This is a genomic window from Kitasatospora purpeofusca (assembly GCF_034043715.1).
Lineage (GTDB): Bacteria > Actinomycetota > Actinomycetes > Streptomycetales > Streptomycetaceae > Kitasatospora > Kitasatospora purpeofusca_A.
The window spans coordinates 12,283-29,841 of the sequence record NZ_JAXCLC010000017.1 but is presented as its reverse complement, the minus strand read 5'-3'; the positions used below and the strand labels follow the sequence as shown (position 1 = coordinate 29,841).

The 17,559-nt window shown below is 71.8% G+C and carries 14 protein-coding genes and 1 riboswitch; of the genes, 2 read left to right on the top strand and 12 right to left on the bottom strand.

Annotated elements, in window-relative coordinates:
- Positions 1 to 14: 14 nt before the first annotated feature.
- From SM793_RS11730 to SM793_RS11695, 8 genes are all read right to left on the bottom strand, one after another.
- Positions 15 to 1,010 (bottom strand): ribonucleotide-diphosphate reductase subunit beta, encoded by a 996-nt coding sequence (locus SM793_RS11730; protein WP_320438114.1) that lies wholly within the window; start codon positions 1,008 to 1,010, stop codon positions 15 to 17.
- A gap of 20 nt (positions 1,011 to 1,030) precedes the next feature.
- Complete coding sequence (locus SM793_RS11725; protein ID WP_320438113.1) at positions 1,031 to 3,451, bottom strand: ribonucleoside-diphosphate reductase subunit alpha; 2,421 nt, start codon at positions 3,449 to 3,451, stop codon at positions 1,031 to 1,033.
- 184 nt (positions 3,452 to 3,635) lie between these two features.
- Positions 3,636 to 3,798: riboswitch (cobalamin riboswitch) on the bottom strand.
- Between the two features lie 61 nt (positions 3,799 to 3,859).
- Positions 3,860 to 5,113 (bottom strand): GH12 family glycosyl hydrolase domain-containing protein, encoded by a 1,254-nt coding sequence (locus SM793_RS11720; protein WP_320438049.1) that lies wholly within the window; start codon positions 5,111 to 5,113, stop codon positions 3,860 to 3,862.
- A gap of 97 nt (positions 5,114 to 5,210) precedes the next feature.
- On the bottom strand, positions 5,211 to 6,626 hold the full coding sequence (locus tag SM793_RS11715) for a glycoside hydrolase family 26 protein (protein ID WP_320438048.1): 1,416 nt from the start codon (positions 6,624 to 6,626) through the stop codon (positions 5,211 to 5,213).
- Positions 6,626 to 8,671 carry a glycosyltransferase family 2 protein gene (locus SM793_RS11710; RefSeq protein WP_320438047.1) on the bottom strand — a complete coding sequence of 682 codons (2,046 nt, stop codon included), beginning with the start codon at positions 8,669 to 8,671 and terminating at the stop codon, positions 6,626 to 6,628. The genes SM793_RS11715 and SM793_RS11710 overlap by 1 nt, the downstream gene beginning before the upstream one ends.
- Positions 8,672 to 8,869: 198 nt before the next feature.
- The gene (locus SM793_RS11705; protein ID WP_320438046.1) at positions 8,870 to 9,886 is read right to left on the bottom strand and encodes a DUF2510 domain-containing protein; all 1,017 of its coding nucleotides are present in this window, start codon (positions 9,884 to 9,886) and stop codon (positions 8,870 to 8,872) included.
- Positions 9,887 to 9,983: 97 nt separating this feature from the next.
- Positions 9,984 to 10,478, bottom strand: a complete 495-nt coding sequence (locus SM793_RS11700) for a GNAT family N-acetyltransferase (protein ID WP_320438045.1) — start codon at positions 10,476 to 10,478, stop codon at positions 9,984 to 9,986.
- Entirely contained in the window at positions 10,421 to 10,804 is a 384-nt protein-coding gene (locus SM793_RS11695) for a hypothetical protein (protein ID WP_320438044.1), read from the bottom strand. The genes SM793_RS11700 and SM793_RS11695 overlap by 58 nt, the downstream gene beginning before the upstream one ends.
- Before the next feature lie 93 nt (positions 10,805 to 10,897).
- On the opposite strand from SM793_RS11695, the gene SM793_RS11690 reads away from it, so the two are divergent.
- Complete coding sequence (locus SM793_RS11690; protein ID WP_320438043.1) at positions 10,898 to 11,869, top strand: helix-turn-helix domain-containing protein; 972 nt, start codon at positions 10,898 to 10,900, stop codon at positions 11,867 to 11,869.
- A gap of 87 nt (positions 11,870 to 11,956) precedes the next feature.
- Here SM793_RS11690 and SM793_RS11685 read toward each other — a convergent pair whose 3' ends face one another.
- From SM793_RS11685 to SM793_RS11670, 4 genes are all read right to left on the bottom strand, one after another.
- Positions 11,957 to 12,766: a histidine phosphatase family protein gene (locus SM793_RS11685; protein WP_320438042.1), complete on the bottom strand. Its 810-nt coding sequence runs from the start codon at positions 12,764 to 12,766 to the stop codon at positions 11,957 to 11,959.
- Positions 12,767 to 12,936: 170 nt separating this feature from the next.
- Positions 12,937 to 14,487: a monocarboxylate uptake permease MctP gene (gene mctP / locus SM793_RS11680; RefSeq protein ID WP_413815937.1), complete on the bottom strand. Its 1,551-nt coding sequence runs from the start codon at positions 14,485 to 14,487 to the stop codon at positions 12,937 to 12,939.
- 59 nt (positions 14,488 to 14,546) lie between these two features.
- A complete protein-coding gene (locus SM793_RS11675) occupies positions 14,547 to 14,828 on the bottom strand; it encodes a DUF3311 domain-containing protein (RefSeq protein WP_320438040.1) in 282 nt (93 codons plus the stop codon).
- A gap of 293 nt (positions 14,829 to 15,121) precedes the next feature.
- Entirely contained in the window at positions 15,122 to 15,919 is a 798-nt protein-coding gene (locus tag SM793_RS11670) for a GntR family transcriptional regulator (protein WP_320438039.1), read from the bottom strand.
- A gap of 336 nt (positions 15,920 to 16,255) precedes the next feature.
- Here SM793_RS11670 and SM793_RS11665 point away from each other — a divergent pair, with 336 nt between their 5' ends.
- Positions 16,256 to 17,557, top strand: coding sequence for an extracellular solute-binding protein (locus SM793_RS11665; RefSeq protein ID WP_320438038.1), 1,302 nt, complete (start codon positions 16,256 to 16,258; stop codon positions 17,555 to 17,557).
- The last annotated feature ends 2 nt before the right edge of the window (positions 17,558 to 17,559 follow it).

Below are 17,559 nucleotides of genomic sequence, written 5' to 3'. Positions count from 1 at the left end.
CCGGACCGGGGCTCCTAGAAGTCGTCGTCGAAGGCGACCGAGCCCTCGACCGCGACCTGGTACGCCGACACCCGGCGCTCGAAGAAGTTGGTCAGCTCCTGCACGTTCTGGAGCTCCATGAAGCCGAACGGGTTGGTCGAGCCGTACCGGATCGGCATGCCCAGGCGGGCGAGCCGCTGGTCGGCCACGGCCTGCAGGTACTCCCGCATCGACGCGGTGTTCATCCCGGGCAGACCCTCACCGCACAGGTCCTGGGCGAACTGGAGCTCGGCCTCGACGGCCTCCTCCAGCATCTCCGTCACCTGCTGCGCCATCTTCTCGTCGAAGAGGTCGGGCTCCTCCTCGCGCACGGTGTCGACCACCGACATCGCGAAGTCCATGTGCATGGACTCGTCGCGGAACACCCAGTTCGTCCCCGTCGCCAGGCCGTGCAGCAGGCCCCGGCTCCGGAACCAGTACACGTAGGCGAACGCGCCGTAGAAGAACAGCCCCTCGACACACGCCGCGAAGCAGATCAGGTTCAGCAGGAACGCCCGCCGGTCGTCCTTGCTCTGCAGCGAGTCGATGTGGTCGACCGCGTTCATGTACTTGAAGCAGAACTGGGCCTTCTGGTGGATCGACGGAATGTTCTCCACCGCCGCGAAGGCCGCGTTGCGGTCCTCCGGGTCCGGAAGGTAGGTGTCCAGCAGCGTCAGGTAGAACTGGACGTGCACCGCCTCCTCGAACAGCTGACGGCTCAGGTACAGCCGCGCCTCCGGGGAGTTGATGTGCTTGTACAGGCTCAGCACCACGTTGTTGGAGACGATCGAGTCGCCGGTCGCGAAGAACGCGACCAGCCGGCCGATCATGTGCCGCTCGCCCTCACTCAGCTTCGCCAGGTCGGCGACGTCCGAGTGCAGGTCCACCTCCTCCACCGTCCAGGTGTTCTTGATGGCGTCCCGGTACCGGTCGTAGAACGACGGGTAGCGCATCGGGCGCAGCGTCAGCTCGAACCCGGGGTCGAGCAGCATCTTCTCGCGGTCGGGGGTGCTCACTGGCAGGCCTCGCAGGACTCGGGGTTCTCCAGGGAGCAGGCCAGCGCGGCCTCCTCCTCCGGGGTGAGGGTCGGGGCGCCCACGGTGACGGTCTGGGCCGGCACCGGCGCGGCGGTGCGGGTGGTGCCCGAGGCGGCCTGGGCGATCCGGGTGGCCGGGCGCGAACGCAGGTAGTAGGTGGTCTTCAGACCGACCTTCCAGGCGTAGGCGTACATCGAGCTGAGCTTGCCGATGGTCGGCGCGGCCATGAACAGGTTCAGCGACTGGCTCTGGTCGATGTACGGCATCCGGGCGGCGGCCAGGTCGATCAGCGCGCGCTGCGGCAGCTCCCAGGCGGTGCGGTACAGCGAACGGACCTCGGCGGGCAGCCAGCCGAGCTCCTGCACGGAGCCGTTGGCTTCGCGCAGCGCGTCCCGGGTCTGCTCGTCCCAGACGCCGAGCTCCTTGAGCTCGCGCACCAGGTACGGGTTGACCTGGAGGAACTCGCCGGAGAGGGTCTCGCGCTTGAACAGGTTGGACACCTGCGGCTCGATGCACTCGTAGACGCCGGCGATCGAGGCGATCGTGGCGGTCGGCGCGATGGCGAGCAGCAGCGAGTTGCGCAGGCCGGTGGTGGCGATCCGGGCGCGCAGCGCGTCCCAGCGGTCGGCCCACTCGGGCGCGGCGCTCGGGAAGTGGTCGATGTGCAGCTCGCCGCGGGCGGCGCGGGTCTCGCCGTACGCCTCGTGCCGGCCGAGCTGCTCGGCCAGGTCGGCGGAGCGCTCGTAGGCGGTGAGCATGATGCGCTCGGCGATCAGCGTGGAGAGGGCCTTGGCCTCGGCGGAGTCGAAGCCGATCCGCAGCTGGAAGAAGACGTCCTGGAGGCCCATCACGCCGAGGCCGACCGGGCGCCAGCGGGAGTTGGAGGCGCCGGCCTCGGGGGTCGGGTAGAAGTTGATGTCCACCACGCGGTCGAGGAAGGTGACGGCGGTGCGGACGGTGCTGTCCAGCCGGTCCCAGTCCATCGCGTTCAGCAGGTCGGCGGCGGTGGCACCGGCGGCGACGTGGGCGCCGAGGTTGACCGAGCCGAGGTTGCAGACCGCGGTCTCGGAGTCGTCGGTGACCTCCAGGATCTCGGTGCAGAGGTTGGAGCTGTGCACCGTGCGGCCGGGCAGCGCGGTCTGGTTGGCGGCGCGGTTGGAGGCGTCCTTGAAGGTCATCCAGCCGTTGCCGGTCTGCGCCAGGGTCCGCATCATCCGGGCGTAGAGGGTCTGCGCGGGGATGGTGCGGACGGCCTTGCCGGCCAGCTCGGCCTTCAGGTACGCCTCGTCGAACTCGGCGCCCCACAGGTCGACCAGCTCGGGGACGTCGGCGGGGGAGAACAGCGACCAGTCGGCGTTGGCGTTGACCCGCCGCATGAACTCGTCCGGGATCCAGTGCGCCAGGTTCAGGTTGTGGGTGCGGCGCGCCTCCTCACCGGTGTTGTCGCGCAGCTCCAGGAACTCCTCGATGTCCGCGTGCCAGGTCTCCAGGTAGACGCAGGCCGCGCCCTTGCGGCGGCCGCCCTGGTTGACGGCGGCGACCGAGGAGTCGAGGGTGCGCAGGAACGGCACGATGCCGTTGGACTTGCCGTTGGTGCCGCGGATCAGCGAACCGCGGGAGCGGATCCGGGAGTAGGACAGGCCGATGCCGCCGGCGTGCTTGGACAGCCGGGCGATCTGCGCGTAGCGGGAGTAGATCGAGTCCAGGTTGTCCAGCGGCGAGTCCAGCAGGTAGCAGCTGGACATCTGCGGGTGCCGGGTGCCGGAGTTGAAGAGGGTCGGCGAGGAGGTCAGGTACTCCAGCCGGCTCATCAGGCGGTACAGCTCGGCGACCTCGCGCACCGACTGCTCGGTGTCGCCGACCGCCAGGCCACAGGCGACACGGAGCAGGAAGTGCTGCGGGGTCTCGACGACCTTGCGGGTGATCGGGTGGCGCAGCAGGTAGCGGCTCTGGACGGTGCGCAGGCCGAAGTACTCGAAGCGGTCGTCGCCCTGGGGGTCGATCAGCGCGTCCAGGGTGGCGGTGTGCTTGGCGACGAAGGCGGCGGTGGCGTCACCGATCAGGCCCTCGGCGTGGCCGACGGCGATCGAGGTGGAGAACGAGACCACGTGCTGGCCCGCCGCCTCGTCGACGATCTCCAGCGCGAGCAGTCGGGCCGCGAGCTTGGAGTACTGCGGGTCCTCGGCGATCATCGACGCGGCGGCGTCGACGGCCAGTCCGCGCAGCTCGGCGAAGTCCGAGCCGGCGTGGCGCCCGCGCAGCGCGGCGGCGGCGACATGACCGGGGTCCACCTGGGGGAGGTCGGCGCTGCGGTCGGTGAGAATGCGCAGGAGCGCACCGCCGGGATCGGCGACCGTCGGGTCGGCGGGGGCGGAGCTGGAACCCTGGGCGGGCAGGACGACTGAGGCAGCGGTGGTCAAGGCGCTTCTCTCCTGGCGGCGGTCGACGGCGGTGGATCGGGGGCCGGGCCGTTCGGGGCAGGGGAGTACGCCGCGCGGGCCCGTGGGCGCCGCGCGCGATTCGTCCCCGGCCCGCCCGCGAGGCCCGGAAATGGTGCTGGTGCGCATGGCCTCTGCGGGGAGGCGCCGGCACGCCGTCGGCAGGTACTCGGACTCGCGGGCCCCCTGGGGAGGCGACCGCTCACCGCTGCGGGGCAGTCCCGGATTCACACCGGGTTCCCCTGCTTCGACAGCAGGAGTGAGCATACATCTAGTGGCGCTCGTCCGACGAAGCCCCACATGTAGTGTCGCGAGGCTGCGTGTCGTGGGTCGGGTGCGATAGGCTGCGGGGGCTTTTCGGCGCCCTCAGACCGGTCTGTGCCACTCCTGGGCGGGCTTGGCGGCGCACAGCCGCATCCGCACCTGGGGGCCGTTCCCGGTGCCCGTGGGGCCGGTCGCGGGGTTCTCCACGCACTTCCCGGATTCCTCGTTGACCAGCTGCCCGCCGTCGGTGGAGCGCCAGCGCTGGTCGGGCCGGCGGGTGCAGCCGGTGAGGACCGGGAACCCGATGTCGGGGTCCTCCAGACAGCGTCCGGCCTGGCCGACGGAGCCGTCCTCGCCCATGGTCCAGCTCTGCGCCGGGGAGCCGTCGCAGGTGGCGGCGCCGACCGCGGCCGGGTCGCCGGCCACCCGGCTGTCCAGGCAGTAGCCGGGCACCGCGGAGGTGATCGCGCCGCTGGGGCGGCCCGCGGCGACCTCGAACGAGAACGCGTCGGTGCCGAGGCCCGCGCCGCCCTCCCAGATCTCGAAGCCGGCCTGGACGGCGCACAGGTACGAGCCGGCCGGGACGTAGCCGCGCTGGACCGCGTCGCGGGTGAAGGCGCGCAGGTCGAGGCCGGTGACGACGTTGGTGGCGGAGGCCGCCTCGTAGGTGATCAGGGTGTGGCTGCTCTTCTTCGGCGCCTCGTACACCCGGTAGGCCTGGCCGCCGGTGCGCAGCTCGCCGGACTGCTTGCCGAACGGCGAGGTGCCGTTGCCGCGCAGCCAGATCATCACCTCGGCACTCTCGGTGAACGAGCAGCTGCCCCGGGTGGTGCTGTACCAGAGGTCGTAGGAGGCGTTCCAGACTCCCCCGTCCACCTGGGTGGTGCGCCAGGTGCTGGTGGCGTACCGCAGGTTGTCGACGGCGATGGGCAGCGGGCTGACGCCGTCGCCGCCGAGCGGGGTGCTGATGTGGGGGTAGGCGCCGGGGCCGCGGGCCGGGTCGGTGAGGTTGCCGCGGGCGACGGCGCTGCGGGTGACGGCGAAGGCGGCGCTGTCGTTGCCGCCGTGCACGCACAGGCCGCCGGTGGCGTTCCACTCGTTGGGGTTGATGACGTAGCGCCCGGAGTCCACCGGCTGCGAGGGGTAGCGGTTCTGCGCGGTGGAGCACAGCTCGCCCGGCTCGGCCGAGGTCAGCGGCGGCGGTGGGGGCGGCGGGGCGGCGGCGGCGGTCGAGGGGGCGCTCTCGCGCGGGATCAGCACGGCGCACAGGCAGAGCACCAGGAGGGCGGTGGGCGCGAGCCACCACCAGGCGCGCGGCCGGGGACGCCCGGGACCGGGCAGGAACGGGCGGACCATGCTCTTCGCCTCCCAACGGGGTACTGGTGTTCGGTCTGCGGGCCGGCCGGTGCCCCGGCGGCCTTCCGCGGGCGGACGGGCCCGCGGTCGGTCGAGGCTATCCGGCGGCGGCCGACGGGGAGCTCCGGGGCTTGGTGGCGGTCGGCTTCCGGGTCGGGGAGTTCACCCCGGACGGCCGGGTGCCGGTGCCGCCGGTCGGCTTGGCGCTCGGCGAGGGTGTCGCCGGGGCCGAGGGCGAGGCCGTGCCGGCGGGCGGCGCGGCGGGCGGCGGGGGCGGCGGCACGGTGAGGAGCGGCTGCGAGCGGACGGTCCACTGACCGGCGTACCGGGGCGCGGCGACCCCGGCGGCGTACGCCGCGCCGGCCGCGTCGGAGGCGGTGACCCGCCAGTCGACCTCCTTGACGGCCTCGTACCAGATCAGGCCGATGATGTCCGGGTGCCGGGGCAGTTGCTCGAACATCTCGGTGATCCAGCGGGCCTTCTGGCCGGAGCTGTCGGTGGCGGCGGTCTCGGTGATCACCACGGGCTTCTGGCTGAAGGTCCGCAGCTTCTTCAGCGTCGGCTCGAAGATCTGCTCGAAGGAGGCGTACTTCTCCAGGCCGACGGTGCCGTAGTAGCCGGACAGGCCGATCCAGTCGACGTAGTCGTCACCGGGATAGAGCGAGTCCAGCGAGGTGGCGTTCTCGTAGTCGATGTTCGGGCTCCACACCCAGACCACCTTGTCGGCGCCGGCCTGCCGGAAGAGGTCGTGGACGTGCTTCCAGGCCTGGACGTACTGGCCGCGGCGGTTGCCGTTGGCCTGCTCCGCCCACGGGTACCAGTAGCCGTTCATCTCGTGGGCGAAGCGCAGGGCGATCGGGTAGCCGAGGCTCTTGACGCCCTCCGCCCACTGCTTGATGTAGGGGTCGAACTCGCCGCCGATGATGCGGCTCAGCGCGTAGTCGGGCTGTTCGCCGCGGAGCTTGTCGACCTTGGACTCCTTGTGGAAGTCCCAGGGCTCCCAGGCGACCATCGGCATGATGCCGCGTTCGGCCACGGTGTCGAAGACCCGGCGGTCGAACCGCTTGTCCCACCAGCCGACGGAGAACTCCAGCACGTTCGGGTTGTGCTTCACGGCGGCGGCGAACTCCTCGACCGGCTCGAGGTCGTACGGGCCGGCCTTGGTCATCAGGCCCATGAAGGCGCCGCCGGGGGCCGGGAACGGGGCCGGGGCCGGTTCGACGGGGGCCGGGGCGGGGCTGCCGGCGTCCTCGCCGCCCGTCGGAGCGGGGGTGGGGACGGGAGCGGGGGTGTCGGTGGGCGTCGCGGTGCCGGTGGTGGTGTCGGCGGTCGGGGCCGGCGCGGCCAGTGCGGCGACCAGCCAGTCCGGCATCGCGGTCGGCGCCTTGCCGGAGAAGGCGTACGGCTCGGGCGCGTGGCGGGCGTTGTACTTCGGCGCCAGTACGAAGGCGTAGGCGGCCAGCAGCGTGAGCGCGAGCAGGCCGACGACCCGGGGCACGGTGATCCGCAGCATCAGCGACCGCCCTTCCGGCCGCCGCCGGCCGGGGCCGGCTCCAGCAGCTTCGCGAGTTCCCGCTCGTCGGGGCCCGTCCCGGGGCCCGCGGCGGCTGTTCCGGCCTCGTCCGGTCCGAGAGGCCCGGCCTCGTCGTCCGCGGCCTCGTCGGCCCGAGTGTCGGCGTCGTCGGCCCTGGCGTGGGCGTCGTCGGCCCGGGCGTCGTCGTCCGCGCGGCGCGGCGCGGGCAGCCCGGCGGCGGCCCGGCGCTCGGCCCGGGCGATCCGGCGCGCGCTGACGAAGGAGATGACCGGCGGCGCGATGCCGGTGAACATGCTGACGCCCGCCCAGAACCGCAGCAGCCAGATGCCGTGGTGCAGGGTGAAGCTCGCGGCGAGCAGCCCGGCCGCGACGGCGGCCCACAGCAGGTGCAGCCGGAAGGTCGACAGCCGCTCGGCGCTGCGCAGGTCGCCCTTGGCGGTCACCGCGTAGGCCAGCGGGCGGCGCAGCAGCGCGGCGATCGCGGCCGCGAGGTACACCGGTCCGGCGAACAGGGCCAGGCCCATGCCGGCCATGCCGATCTCGCGCCGCTCGTGGGCGGCCAGGTTGAAGCGCCGCAGCCAGAGCCAGAGCAGGAACCAACTGCCCATGCTGGCGCCCCAGAGCGAGGCCCAGAGCACGGTGTCGAGCTGGATCGAGGTGATCCCGCAGGCCAGGTAGACGGCGGTGGCGAGGCTGCCCAGGACGGTGGTCACGGCCACGCTCGGGTAGTAGAACTGGACCAGCCCGTACAGCACCCGCTGGCGCGTCCGCAGCCGGATGCCCTTGCGCAGCCGGGTCCTGAGCAGGATCTCCCAGATGCCGAACGCCCAGCGCTTCTGCTGGTTGAAGTAGTCGGTCCAGGAGGTCGGGCCCTCGCCCACGGCCAGGACGTCGGGGGTGTAGACGCCCTTCCAGCGGCGTCCGGTGGCCGGGTTCTCGGTGGCCTGCACCCGCATGCTGGTCAGGTGGTCCTCGATGATCGAGTCCTGGTAGCCGCCGATCTGCTGCCAGGCGGCGGGCCGGTAGAGGTGGTTGGTGCCGATCAGCAGCGGGGCGTCCAGGCCGTTGCCGCCGCGCTCGACCAGGCCGGAGAAGAGGTACTGCTGCACGGAGGCACCGTGCGCGACCCAGTTGTCGTACATGTTGCCGTACACCTGGGGGGCGACCACGAAGGCGGTGTCGGGGTCGCGGAAGTAGCCGAGGGTGCGTTCGAGGAAGCACGGCAGGGGGACGTGGTCCGGGTCCATCTGGGCCACCACGTCGTACTTGTGCTCGTGCTCGGCCCGCCAGGAGTTGTGGTTGCCGGACTTGGTCTTCGCCCGGAACTCGCCCTCGGCCCGGTTGTACTCGGGGCGGCCCTTGCGGCTGAAGTGGTGCACGCCGAGCCGGGCGGCCATCGCCTTCACCCGGTCGTCGTCGCCCTCGTCGAGGATCCAGACGTCCACCTCGCCGTCGTACTCGATCTCCAGCATGGCCGCGAGGGTCTGCTCGACGATCTCGATCGGCTCCTTGGACGGCACGATGGTGGTGAGCACCGCGACCTTGAGGCCGGGCCGGGCGGTGACGGGTATCGGGTCCTTGGCGCGGAAGGCGAACACCCAGACCGCGAGGTTCTGGACGAGCCGCACCAGTTCGACGGTGACCACGGCGCAGAAGCAGAGCCGGGCGACGTTGATCCGCCAGTCCGGGGACCAGCCGACGCCCGGCCCGGGTATGTGCGAGGGCAGCAGCAGCCAGCCTACGAACACCAGGCCGGCCACCGCGTTCAGGGCGACCAGCAGGGTCAGGACGACCTTGACGCCGAGCGAGGACACGGCGCGGTAGCGGACGGTGTCGACGCCCTCGCCGTCCAGCAGCGGGCCGGTGGCCTCGGCGCAGGCCAGGTAGTTGCGCCGGGCGGAGGCGTTGCGGGACTGGCTGCGGGTCGCGCGCCGCTGGTGCGGGGCCTCGGGGAGGCGCCTGCTGTGGCGTCCTCGTCCGCGTCGGCCGCCGGTGTGCGTCGTCCGTTCGTCGGTGGAGTCCACCAGTCCAATCCCCCGTTGTGGGCCGTCCCGTGCTCGGGGCGGCTGCGGTCGTTCTCGTACCGGCCGGTGCGTTCGTGGTGCCCGCCGTGTGGGCGGCGGGCCCCGGTGGCCGCTAGTGAGCATAAAGGCACCCCCCGGTGACGGGTCACCGGGGGGCGGGGGCAATGTCCGGACTCTGTTCGTCCGGATGTCTCCGAATCAGGGGGTGATCTTCACCGAGTTGGCTATCTGGTCCATCAGCGTCAGGGCCGGGGCCTCGGCGGCCTGGTCGAGGCAGATCTGCAGCACCGGCACGGTGGTGGCGCCGGCCGCCGGGGTCACCTCGAGGACGCCGCAGTAGGCGTCGGGGGTCGAGGAGCCGCTGGACATCGGCACGTGCCAGAGCGCCAGGTAGCCGTCCATACCCTGGATCTTGACGGCGGACTGCTTCAGCGGCTCGGGCGGCGTGGGCGCGTCGGAGCCGAAGCGGGTGTTGTAGAGCAGCTGGCCCATGCCGAGGACCATGGACTTCGCGTCGGCCCAGCCGCCGTTGAAGACCCGGAGGTTCTGGACCACCAGGCCGCGGGTGCAGGCGCCGCTGCCGTGGCCGACGCAGGCGTACGGGGAGACCGCGTAGCGCACGTCGGTGGGGTTCTTGGCGTCGGTCTGGACCTGCCAGTCGGCCGGCAGCAGGAAGTTCATCTTCGACTCCTGGCCGGTCACCTGCTTCCCGCCGGGGAACTGCTGGCCGCCGGTCAGGGTGGCGCCCATGAAGCCGTTGGGGCTCTTGGGGTCGGCGGTGGCGGTCGGGGAGGTGCTGCCGCCGGCCGTCGGGCCGGCGATCTTGTCGGTGCTCCGGTGGCCGACGAAGTAGCCGGCGCCGGCCATGACCACGGAGAGCAGTACGGCGCCGACGCCGAGCAGCAGCTTGCGGCGGCCGGTGTTGGGCTCGACGGTCTCGAACACGACCGGGGTCGGCGTGAACGGCTGCCGCGGCGCGGCCGGGGCGGCGGGCGTGACCACCGTGGGCGTCGCGGCGAGCGAGGGGGCGGGGCCGAACGCGCCCGGAGCGCCCTGGCCGGCGGCGCCGGCGGGCCCGGAGCTCACCGTCGCGGCGTCGGCCGCGGACCTGGGCCGGGTACGGCCGCTCCATGCGGAACCGTCCCACCAGCGCTCCGTATCGGCCTGGCCGGAAGGATCGTCGTACCAGCCAGCCGGCGTGTTCCCCGTCGTCATGCGGCGGATCCTAGCAGCGCCCAAATCCGATCGTCATACCCGATGGTGGATCGTCATCCCGGCCTCGAAAGTCGTCCGGCCGGAGCCGGACGGACGCTCAGAACAGCATGCTGTAGACCATCAGATCGATCCCGGGTACCGGCGACCAGTCCCGCTCGGGGGCGCGGCCGAAGCCGACCCGCTCGTAGATCCGGTGGGCGGTGGTCATCGCCGGCTGGGTGGAGAACGCCATCCCGGCCAGGCCGAGTTCGCGGCTGCGGGCGAGCGTGGCGCGGACCAGGGCCTCGCCGACGCCGCGCCCGCGGGCGGCCGCCGCGGTGGCCAGCATCCGGATCTCGCCCTCCTCGGGCCCGGCGATGTCCGCCCAGGTGGTGCCGCCGACCGCGAAGGTGACGCAGCCGAGGACGGTGCCGGCGGCCGGGTCGACCGCGACCAGGAGTTCGGCCTCCTCGGCCCGGCGGGCCGCGTCGCGCAGCCGGTGGACGTAGTCGCCCTCGGGTGCGGTGTGGCCGTCGCCGACGAAGGCCTCGACGGTTATGCGGCCGGCTTCCTCGAACTCCTCGGGCCGGGCCGGCCGGATGACGATGTCCATCCGGCCAGTCTGCCGGAGCCGCCGGGCAGGACGGTGAGCGGGGGTCCGGCATCGGCGCCGGTGGGGGCGGTGGCGGTGGGGGCGGGGGAAGCGGCGGTGCGGACGGTGGCGGGGTCGGCGGACGGGCGGAGCGAGGCGGCGGGCATGGTGCCGTGGAGCCGGTCGGGCAGGGCGGGGTCGACGGGGTAGCCCCCCGGACGGTGCCAGTTGTCGCGTCCGGTGGCCTTCTGCGCGGCCACCTCGCGTCCGATCAGGGCACCGAGCAGGCCGAATCCGCCGACCGTCCCGAGCAGGGCCAGTGCGCTGGCGAGCGTGTCGGAATCCATGTCTCCACTCTCCCGTCGGCACGCGCGCCGGACGAGTGGCAGGAATGCCCGAATGCATCGAAAAACTGCCATCGCCGGGGCTACCCTGTGGGCATGCTCAAGAACGTGGTCGCGGTCGTGATGGAAGAGGTCCACCCCTTCGAACTCGGGGTGGCCTGCGAGGTGTTCGGCCTCGACCGGACCGAGGACGGACTGCCCGGCTACGACTTCGCGATCGCCGGCGCCCGCCCCGGCCCGCACCGCACCCACGCCGGCTTCACCATCGACGTCCCGCACGGCCCCGAGCGGCTCGCCGCCGCCGACCTGGTGGTGGTCACGGCCACCACCATCAGCCGGGAGTACCCGGAGCCGCTGCTGGAGGCACTGCGGGCGGCCCACGCCCGGGGCGCCCGGGTGCTCTCCATCTGCAGCGGCGCGTTCGTGCTCGGCGCCGCCGGACTGCTGGACGGCCGCCGCTCCACCACGCACTGGCGGTACAGCGCCGAACTGGCCGCCCGGTACCCGCGGACCAGGGTCGAGCCGGACGTCCTGTACGTGGACGACGATCCGGTGATCACCTCCGCCGGTACGGCGGCCGGCATCGACGCCTGTCTGCACCTGGTCCGCCGGGTGCAGGGCGCCGAAGTGGCCCGGGGCATCGCCCGCCGGATGGTGGTGGCCCCGCACCGGGAGGGCGGGCAGGCGCAGTTCGTCTACCGGCCGCTGCCGGAGGGGGACGGCGACTCGCTCGCCCCGCTGCTCGACTGGATGCGCCACCACCTGGACGAGGAGTCGACCGTCGAGCAGCTGGCCGCCCGGGTCCACATGTCGCCGCGCACCTTCGCCCGGCGCTTCCACCAGGAGACCGGGACCACCCCGCACCGCTGGCTGATCGGGCAGCGGCTGCTGTTCGCCCAGCGGCTGCTGGAGTCGACCAGCGAGCCGGTGGACACGATCGCCGCCCGCTGCGGCTTCGGCAACGCGGCCACCCTGCGGCACCACTTCGGCCGCCGGCTGGGCACCACGCCGCTGGCCTACCGGCGCTGCTTCGCCGAGCCGGCCGCCAGGGTCGCCGTCCGGGCCTGACGGCTCCGGACGGCCCGGACGGCCCGCCGCTCCCGTTCAGCCCTCCCGCTCGGTCCTCCCGCTCGGTCCTCCGTTCAGCTCTCCCGTTCAGCCCGTGTGCTCCAGGTGCCCGGTGTCGTTCCAGTGCTCGGGCCGCAGCCGGCCGGCCTCGGCGCGCCAGAGGCTGGTGGAGCAGTTGCGCACCGGCTCCAGCGCGATCAGCTGCTCCTCGGAGAGCCGGTCCAGCGCGTAGCGGAGCATGAGCACCGTGCAGTCGTGCGCGATCAGCAGGACCGGCCGCCCGGCGTCCTCGGCGCAGACGTCGCGCAGCACGCTGCGCACCCGCAGGGCCACGTCGGCCCAGGACTCGCCGCCGGGCGGGCGGTAGTACAGCTCGCCCATCTTCCGCCGCCGGGCCGCCTCCTCGGGGTGCTCGGCCTCGATCGCGGCCCGGGGCAGCATCTCCAGCACGCCGAGTTCGCGGTCGCGCAGCCGCTCGTCGTAGCGGACGGCGAGCGAGACCGGGACGGCGCCGAGGCCGGCGGCCTGGGCGAGCGCGATCCGGGCGGTCTCGGCGGTGCGCACGTACGGCGAGCACCAGACGCTGCGCGGCCGGTCGGCGCTGGGCAGCCCGGCCCACCAGCGGCCGAGGGCCTGCGCCTGCTGCTGGCCGCGCATCGAGAGCGGGATGTCCGCGTCCCGGCAGCTGATCGGGACGCTGAGCGCGCCGGCCGCCTCGGCGTGCTGGAACTCGACGTTGGCGGTGGACTCGCCGTGGCGGGTGGCGATCAGGACGGAGGGGACGGAGGACAGGCCGGGGGCCGCGGTGGCAGCTGCGGGCCGGTGCGGGGCGGCCGTCCGGGGCCGTCCGTCGGTGTGGTGGTGCTGGCCGTTGAGGGTGGTGCCGATTTCTGCCATTGCCGCCGCTCCCCATGGGTCGATCAGTTGCCGGCCGGCTGTCGGTCCGGTCTGGTTGGTGCCCTGGTGTGTGGTGCCCAAATCACGCGGCCGTTCATACATATGATCGCGCCGTCCCCTCCAGTGTTGACGGAGGGGACGGCGCGAACACAGGGCGCGCACAGTACGTATCAGCGCGCTGCCACGGGCTCCGGCGCGTTCTTCGGCTCCACGTCGCCGCTCTCGGCGCTGTAGTCGCCCGGCCGGGTCTCGTCCGGCCCGTCGGGCGCCTTGAGGGCGCGCAGGACCAGCGTGAGCGCCACCGCGACCAGCAGGTTGAGCGCGAAGGCGGTGAGCCCGATGTAGCCGAACTCGCCGATGCCGGGGATCTCGGCCGCGTTGCCGCCGAAGTGCTTGGTCTTCGGGCTGGCGATCCCGTACGCCTTCCAGGTGCCGTAGACCATGCCGGCCGCCCAGCCGGCGAGCAGCGCCCAGTGGTGGAACCAGCGGGTGAACAGGCCGCCGACGATGGAGACGAAGGTCTGCAGGATCCACAGGCCGCCGAGCAGCTGGAGGTTGATCGCCGCCTGCTTGTCCATGCCGAGCACGAAGACCAGCGCGCCGACCTTGACCAGCAGCGAGACCAGCTTGGCGACCCGGGTCTCGTCGGCCGGGGTGGCGGCGGGCCGCAGGAACTCCTTGTAGACGTTGCGGGTGAACAGGTTCGCCGCCGCGATGGACATGATCGCGGCCGGCACCAGCGCGCCGATCCCGATCGCGGCGAAGGCGACGCCGGTGAACCAGTCGGGGAACATGTTCTCGAACAGCTGCGGCACCGAGAGCTGGGTGTTGAAGCCCTTGTCGCCCTTGCCGACGCCGGCCGCGATCGCCATGAAGCCGAGCAGCGCCAGCAGGCCGAGCATCAGCGAGTAGGCGGGCATGATCGCCATGTTCCGGCGCACGGTGTTGCGGGACTTGCTGGCCAGCACGCCGGTGACCGAGTGCGGGTACATGAACAGGGCCATCGCCGAGCCGAGCGCCAGCGTCGCGTACGTCCACTGCTTGTTCTCCGGCACGGTGAGCGAGCCGCCGGACTTGGGCGCGGCGAACCGCTCGCCGACCGTGTCGAAGATGTGGCCGTAGCCGCCGAGCCGGATCGGGATGTAGATCACCGCGACGATGATCACCACGTAGATGAGGGCGTCCTTGACGAAGGCGATCAGCGCCGGCGCGCGCAGCCCGGAGGAGTAGGTGTACGCCGCGAGCACCCCGAAGGCGATGAACAGCGGCAGGTCCTTGACGAACCAGCTCGCGTTCTCGCCGCCGCCGACGCCCAGCACGTCCAGCACCGCCTGGATGCCGACCAGCTGGAGCGCGATGTACGGCATGGTGGCGAGGATGCCGGTCAGCGCGACCATCAGCGACAGCGGCCGGGAGCCGTACCGCCCCCGCACGAAGTCGGCGGGGGTGACGTAGCCGTGCACCCGGGAGACCGACCAGAGCCGGGGGAGGAAGAGGAAGACCAGCGGGTAGGCGACGATCGTGTAGGGGACGGCGAAGAAGCCCGCCGCGCCGGTCGCGTAGACCGCGGCGGGCACGGCCACGAAGGTGTAGGCGGTGTAGAGGTCGCCGCCGAGCAGGAACCAGGTGACCCAGGTCCCGAAGCTGCGTCCGCCCAGGCCCCACTCGTCCAGGTGGTGGGCGTTGTCGGCCCGCCGCCACCGGGAGGCCAGGAAGCCCATCACGGTGACCAGCAGGAAGAAGAGGACGAAGACCGCCAGCGCGGGCACGTTGACCCCGTTCACCGGACCTCACCCGCCTTCCCGGCGCGGGCGGCCCGGCGGGCCTTCTCGTCGCGGTTGATCAGCAGGTAGGCCGCGACCGTGAAGACGGCCGAGGCCGGCACCCAGAGCAGCTGGTACCAGTAGAAGAAGGGGACGCCGCCCGCCTCGGGGCCGAGCTTGTCGTACGAGCCCACCCAGAGCATCGCGACGATCGGCACCAGCAGGGCCAGCACGGCCAGCACCCGCTCGGGGGTCACCGCCGGCAGGGGTCGGCCCGGTGGTTCTTCTGGCTCGGGCATGACAGGTCGGTCGGTGTCAAGGTCTGACGACATGGTTCGGCTCCGCTCCGGAGGGTCTCACCTCGCCGGCGCCGCAGCCCCGGGAAACCGCACAGCCCCGTGGCCCGCCGAGCAGCACCACTGGTGATCGACAGTCAGTATGGATGCGGAATCTAGAGCATCGGGTGATCCATGTCACCGGATTCGGCGCAGATTCCCGCCATCCGGACCTGCCGCGCGCCCCGGGCGCACCACGGGCCCCGGCGCGTGCGCCGGGGCCCGGAAGCGGTGGGGGTGGTGCGGGAGGGCGTTCGCTACGCCGGCTCGGGCCGCTGGAGGCGGGTGATGAACTTGTAGCGGTCGCCCCGGTAGATCGAGCGGACCCACTCGACCGGGTCGCCCTCGGCGTCGAAGGAGTGCCGGGACAGCTGGAGCATCGGCAGGCCGAGGTCGGAGCCGAGCAGTCCGGCCTCGCGCGGGTCGGCCAGGGTGGTCTCGATGGTCTCCTCGGCCTCGGCCACGGTCACCCCGTAGACCTCGCGCAGCGCCGTGTAGAGGGAGTTGTGCTTGGCCAGGTTGCGGCGCAGGGCCGGGAAGCGCTTGGCGGACAGATGGGCCACCTCGATGGCCATCGGGTCGCCGTTGGCCAGCCGCAGCCGCTCGATCCGCAGCACCCGCCCGCCGGGCTTGATGTCCAGCAGCGGGGCCAGCCGGTCGTCGGCGGTGATGTAGCCGATCTCGATCAGCCGGGAGGTGGGCTCCAGCCCCTGGGCGCGCATGTCCTCGGTGTAGGAGGTCAGCTGGAGGGCCTGGGCCACCTTGGGCTTGGCGACGAAGGTGCCCTTGCCCTGGATGCGCTCCAGCCGCCCTTCGACGACGAGCTCCTGCAGGGCCTGCCGGACGGTGGTGCGCGAGGTGTCGAACTGGGCCGCCAGTGCCCGTTCGGGCGGTACCGGGGTACCGGCGGGCTGGGTCTCGGTGAGCTGCAACAGGTGGCGCTTGAGGCCGTAGTACTTCGGCACCCTGGTGGTGGGGTCCGTTCCGCCCTGGGCGGCGAGGCTCTTCACCTGGGGGTCGTTGACCTGGGCCGTGCTGCCCCCGTCGCTGCTCATCGGACGTGTCTCCCGCTTCTCGCGGGGCCCCTGGGGAGCCTCGCCACTTCATTAACGGCTCACATCGTTGCATGTATGGCTACGGAACGAATACCTCATCACGCGATGAACGATGTGCGGTGTCGGCTTGATAACGGGTGGTCCTGATCGGTCGAACAGCCGTTGACAGGCCCATTGGTCTAGGCCAAGCTCCAGGCATCTGGTCTACACCACTAGGCCGGTCACTATGAATCCCCCCACCCGTTCGCTGGAGTCCGCGGCACCATTCCTCCCACCTCGTGTGGGTATGCCGCTGCCACCCGACGGGGGTAACCAGGCATCCCTCAGGAGGATGGCGTGAAGCGTCAGCTCATCGCGGCGGTCGGCGTCGCGGCCATGGTTGTTGGTCTTGCGGCCTGTGGCTCGGACGCCAAGAAGGACGACAGCGGCAACAACTCCGCGTCCGGCAGCTCGTCCGCCGCAGCCGGCGGCAAGAAGGACTACAACGGCAAGACGCTCAAGGTGTGGCTGATGACCGGCTCGGCCCCCAAGGGCTGGGAGGACTCGGTGAAGACCGAGTTCGAGTCCACCTACCCGGGCTCCAAGGTCGACTTCCAGATCCAGGAGTGGACCGGCATCGGCCCCAAGGTCACCGCCGCGCTCTCCGAGGGCTCCGTCGACGTCCTCGAGGTCGGCAACACCCAGACGGCGGGCTACGCCGCCACCGGTGGTCTGCTGGACATCACCAAGGACAAGGCCGCCATCGGCGGTGCCGACTGGGCCGCCAACCAGAGCGAGTCCGCGATCCTGGACGGCAAGCAGTACGCCGCCCCGTGGTACGTCACCAACCGTGTCGTCTCCTACAACAAGGACCTCTGGGCCAAGGCCAACCTGAGCGTCCCGAAGACCCTGGACGAGTTCTACACGGCGCTGGAGAAGCTCAAGACCACCGAGGGCGTCGCCGACCCGATCTACATGCCGGGCCAGGAGTGGTACGTCTACTTCGGCCTCCTCACCAGCGAGGGCGGCAAGCTGGCGAAGAAGGACGGCGACAAGTGGGCCGGCGGTCTGTCGTCCCCCGAGGCGCAGAAGGCCTTCGAGACCTACAAGAAGCTCCAGGGCTACTCGATCACGGGTGCCAAGGACAAGGACGAGGCCAAGCCGCAGCAGAAGGACGTCTTCGGCAAGGGTGACGTCGGCGCGATGATCGGCCTCGGCTGGGAGCTCCCGGACGAGAAGGCCATGGCCAAGGACAAGATCGGCTTCTTCCCGCTCCCGGGCAAGACCGCCGACAAGCCCTCCGGCGTGTTCCTCGGCGGCTCGAACCTGGCCGTCGCCTCGGCCAGCAAGAACACCGACATGGCCAAGGACTTCCTGAAGGTCGCCCTCAACGACAAGAACGAGGGCGCGGTCGCCGCCACGGGCCTCATCCCGAACAAGGCCTCGCTGAACGACAAGGTCGTCGGCGACTTCGCCTCGGCCGCGAAGCTGGCGGCGGGTGTCGGTGGCATCACGCCGACCACCCCGAACTGGGCGAGCGTCGAGAACGACCCGAACCCGATCAAGGAGTTCCTGACCGCTGCCCTGACCGGCGACTACGCCGCCGCGGCCAAGAAGGCGGACGACGAGATCGCCAAGCGTCTCAACGCCAAGCAGTAGCA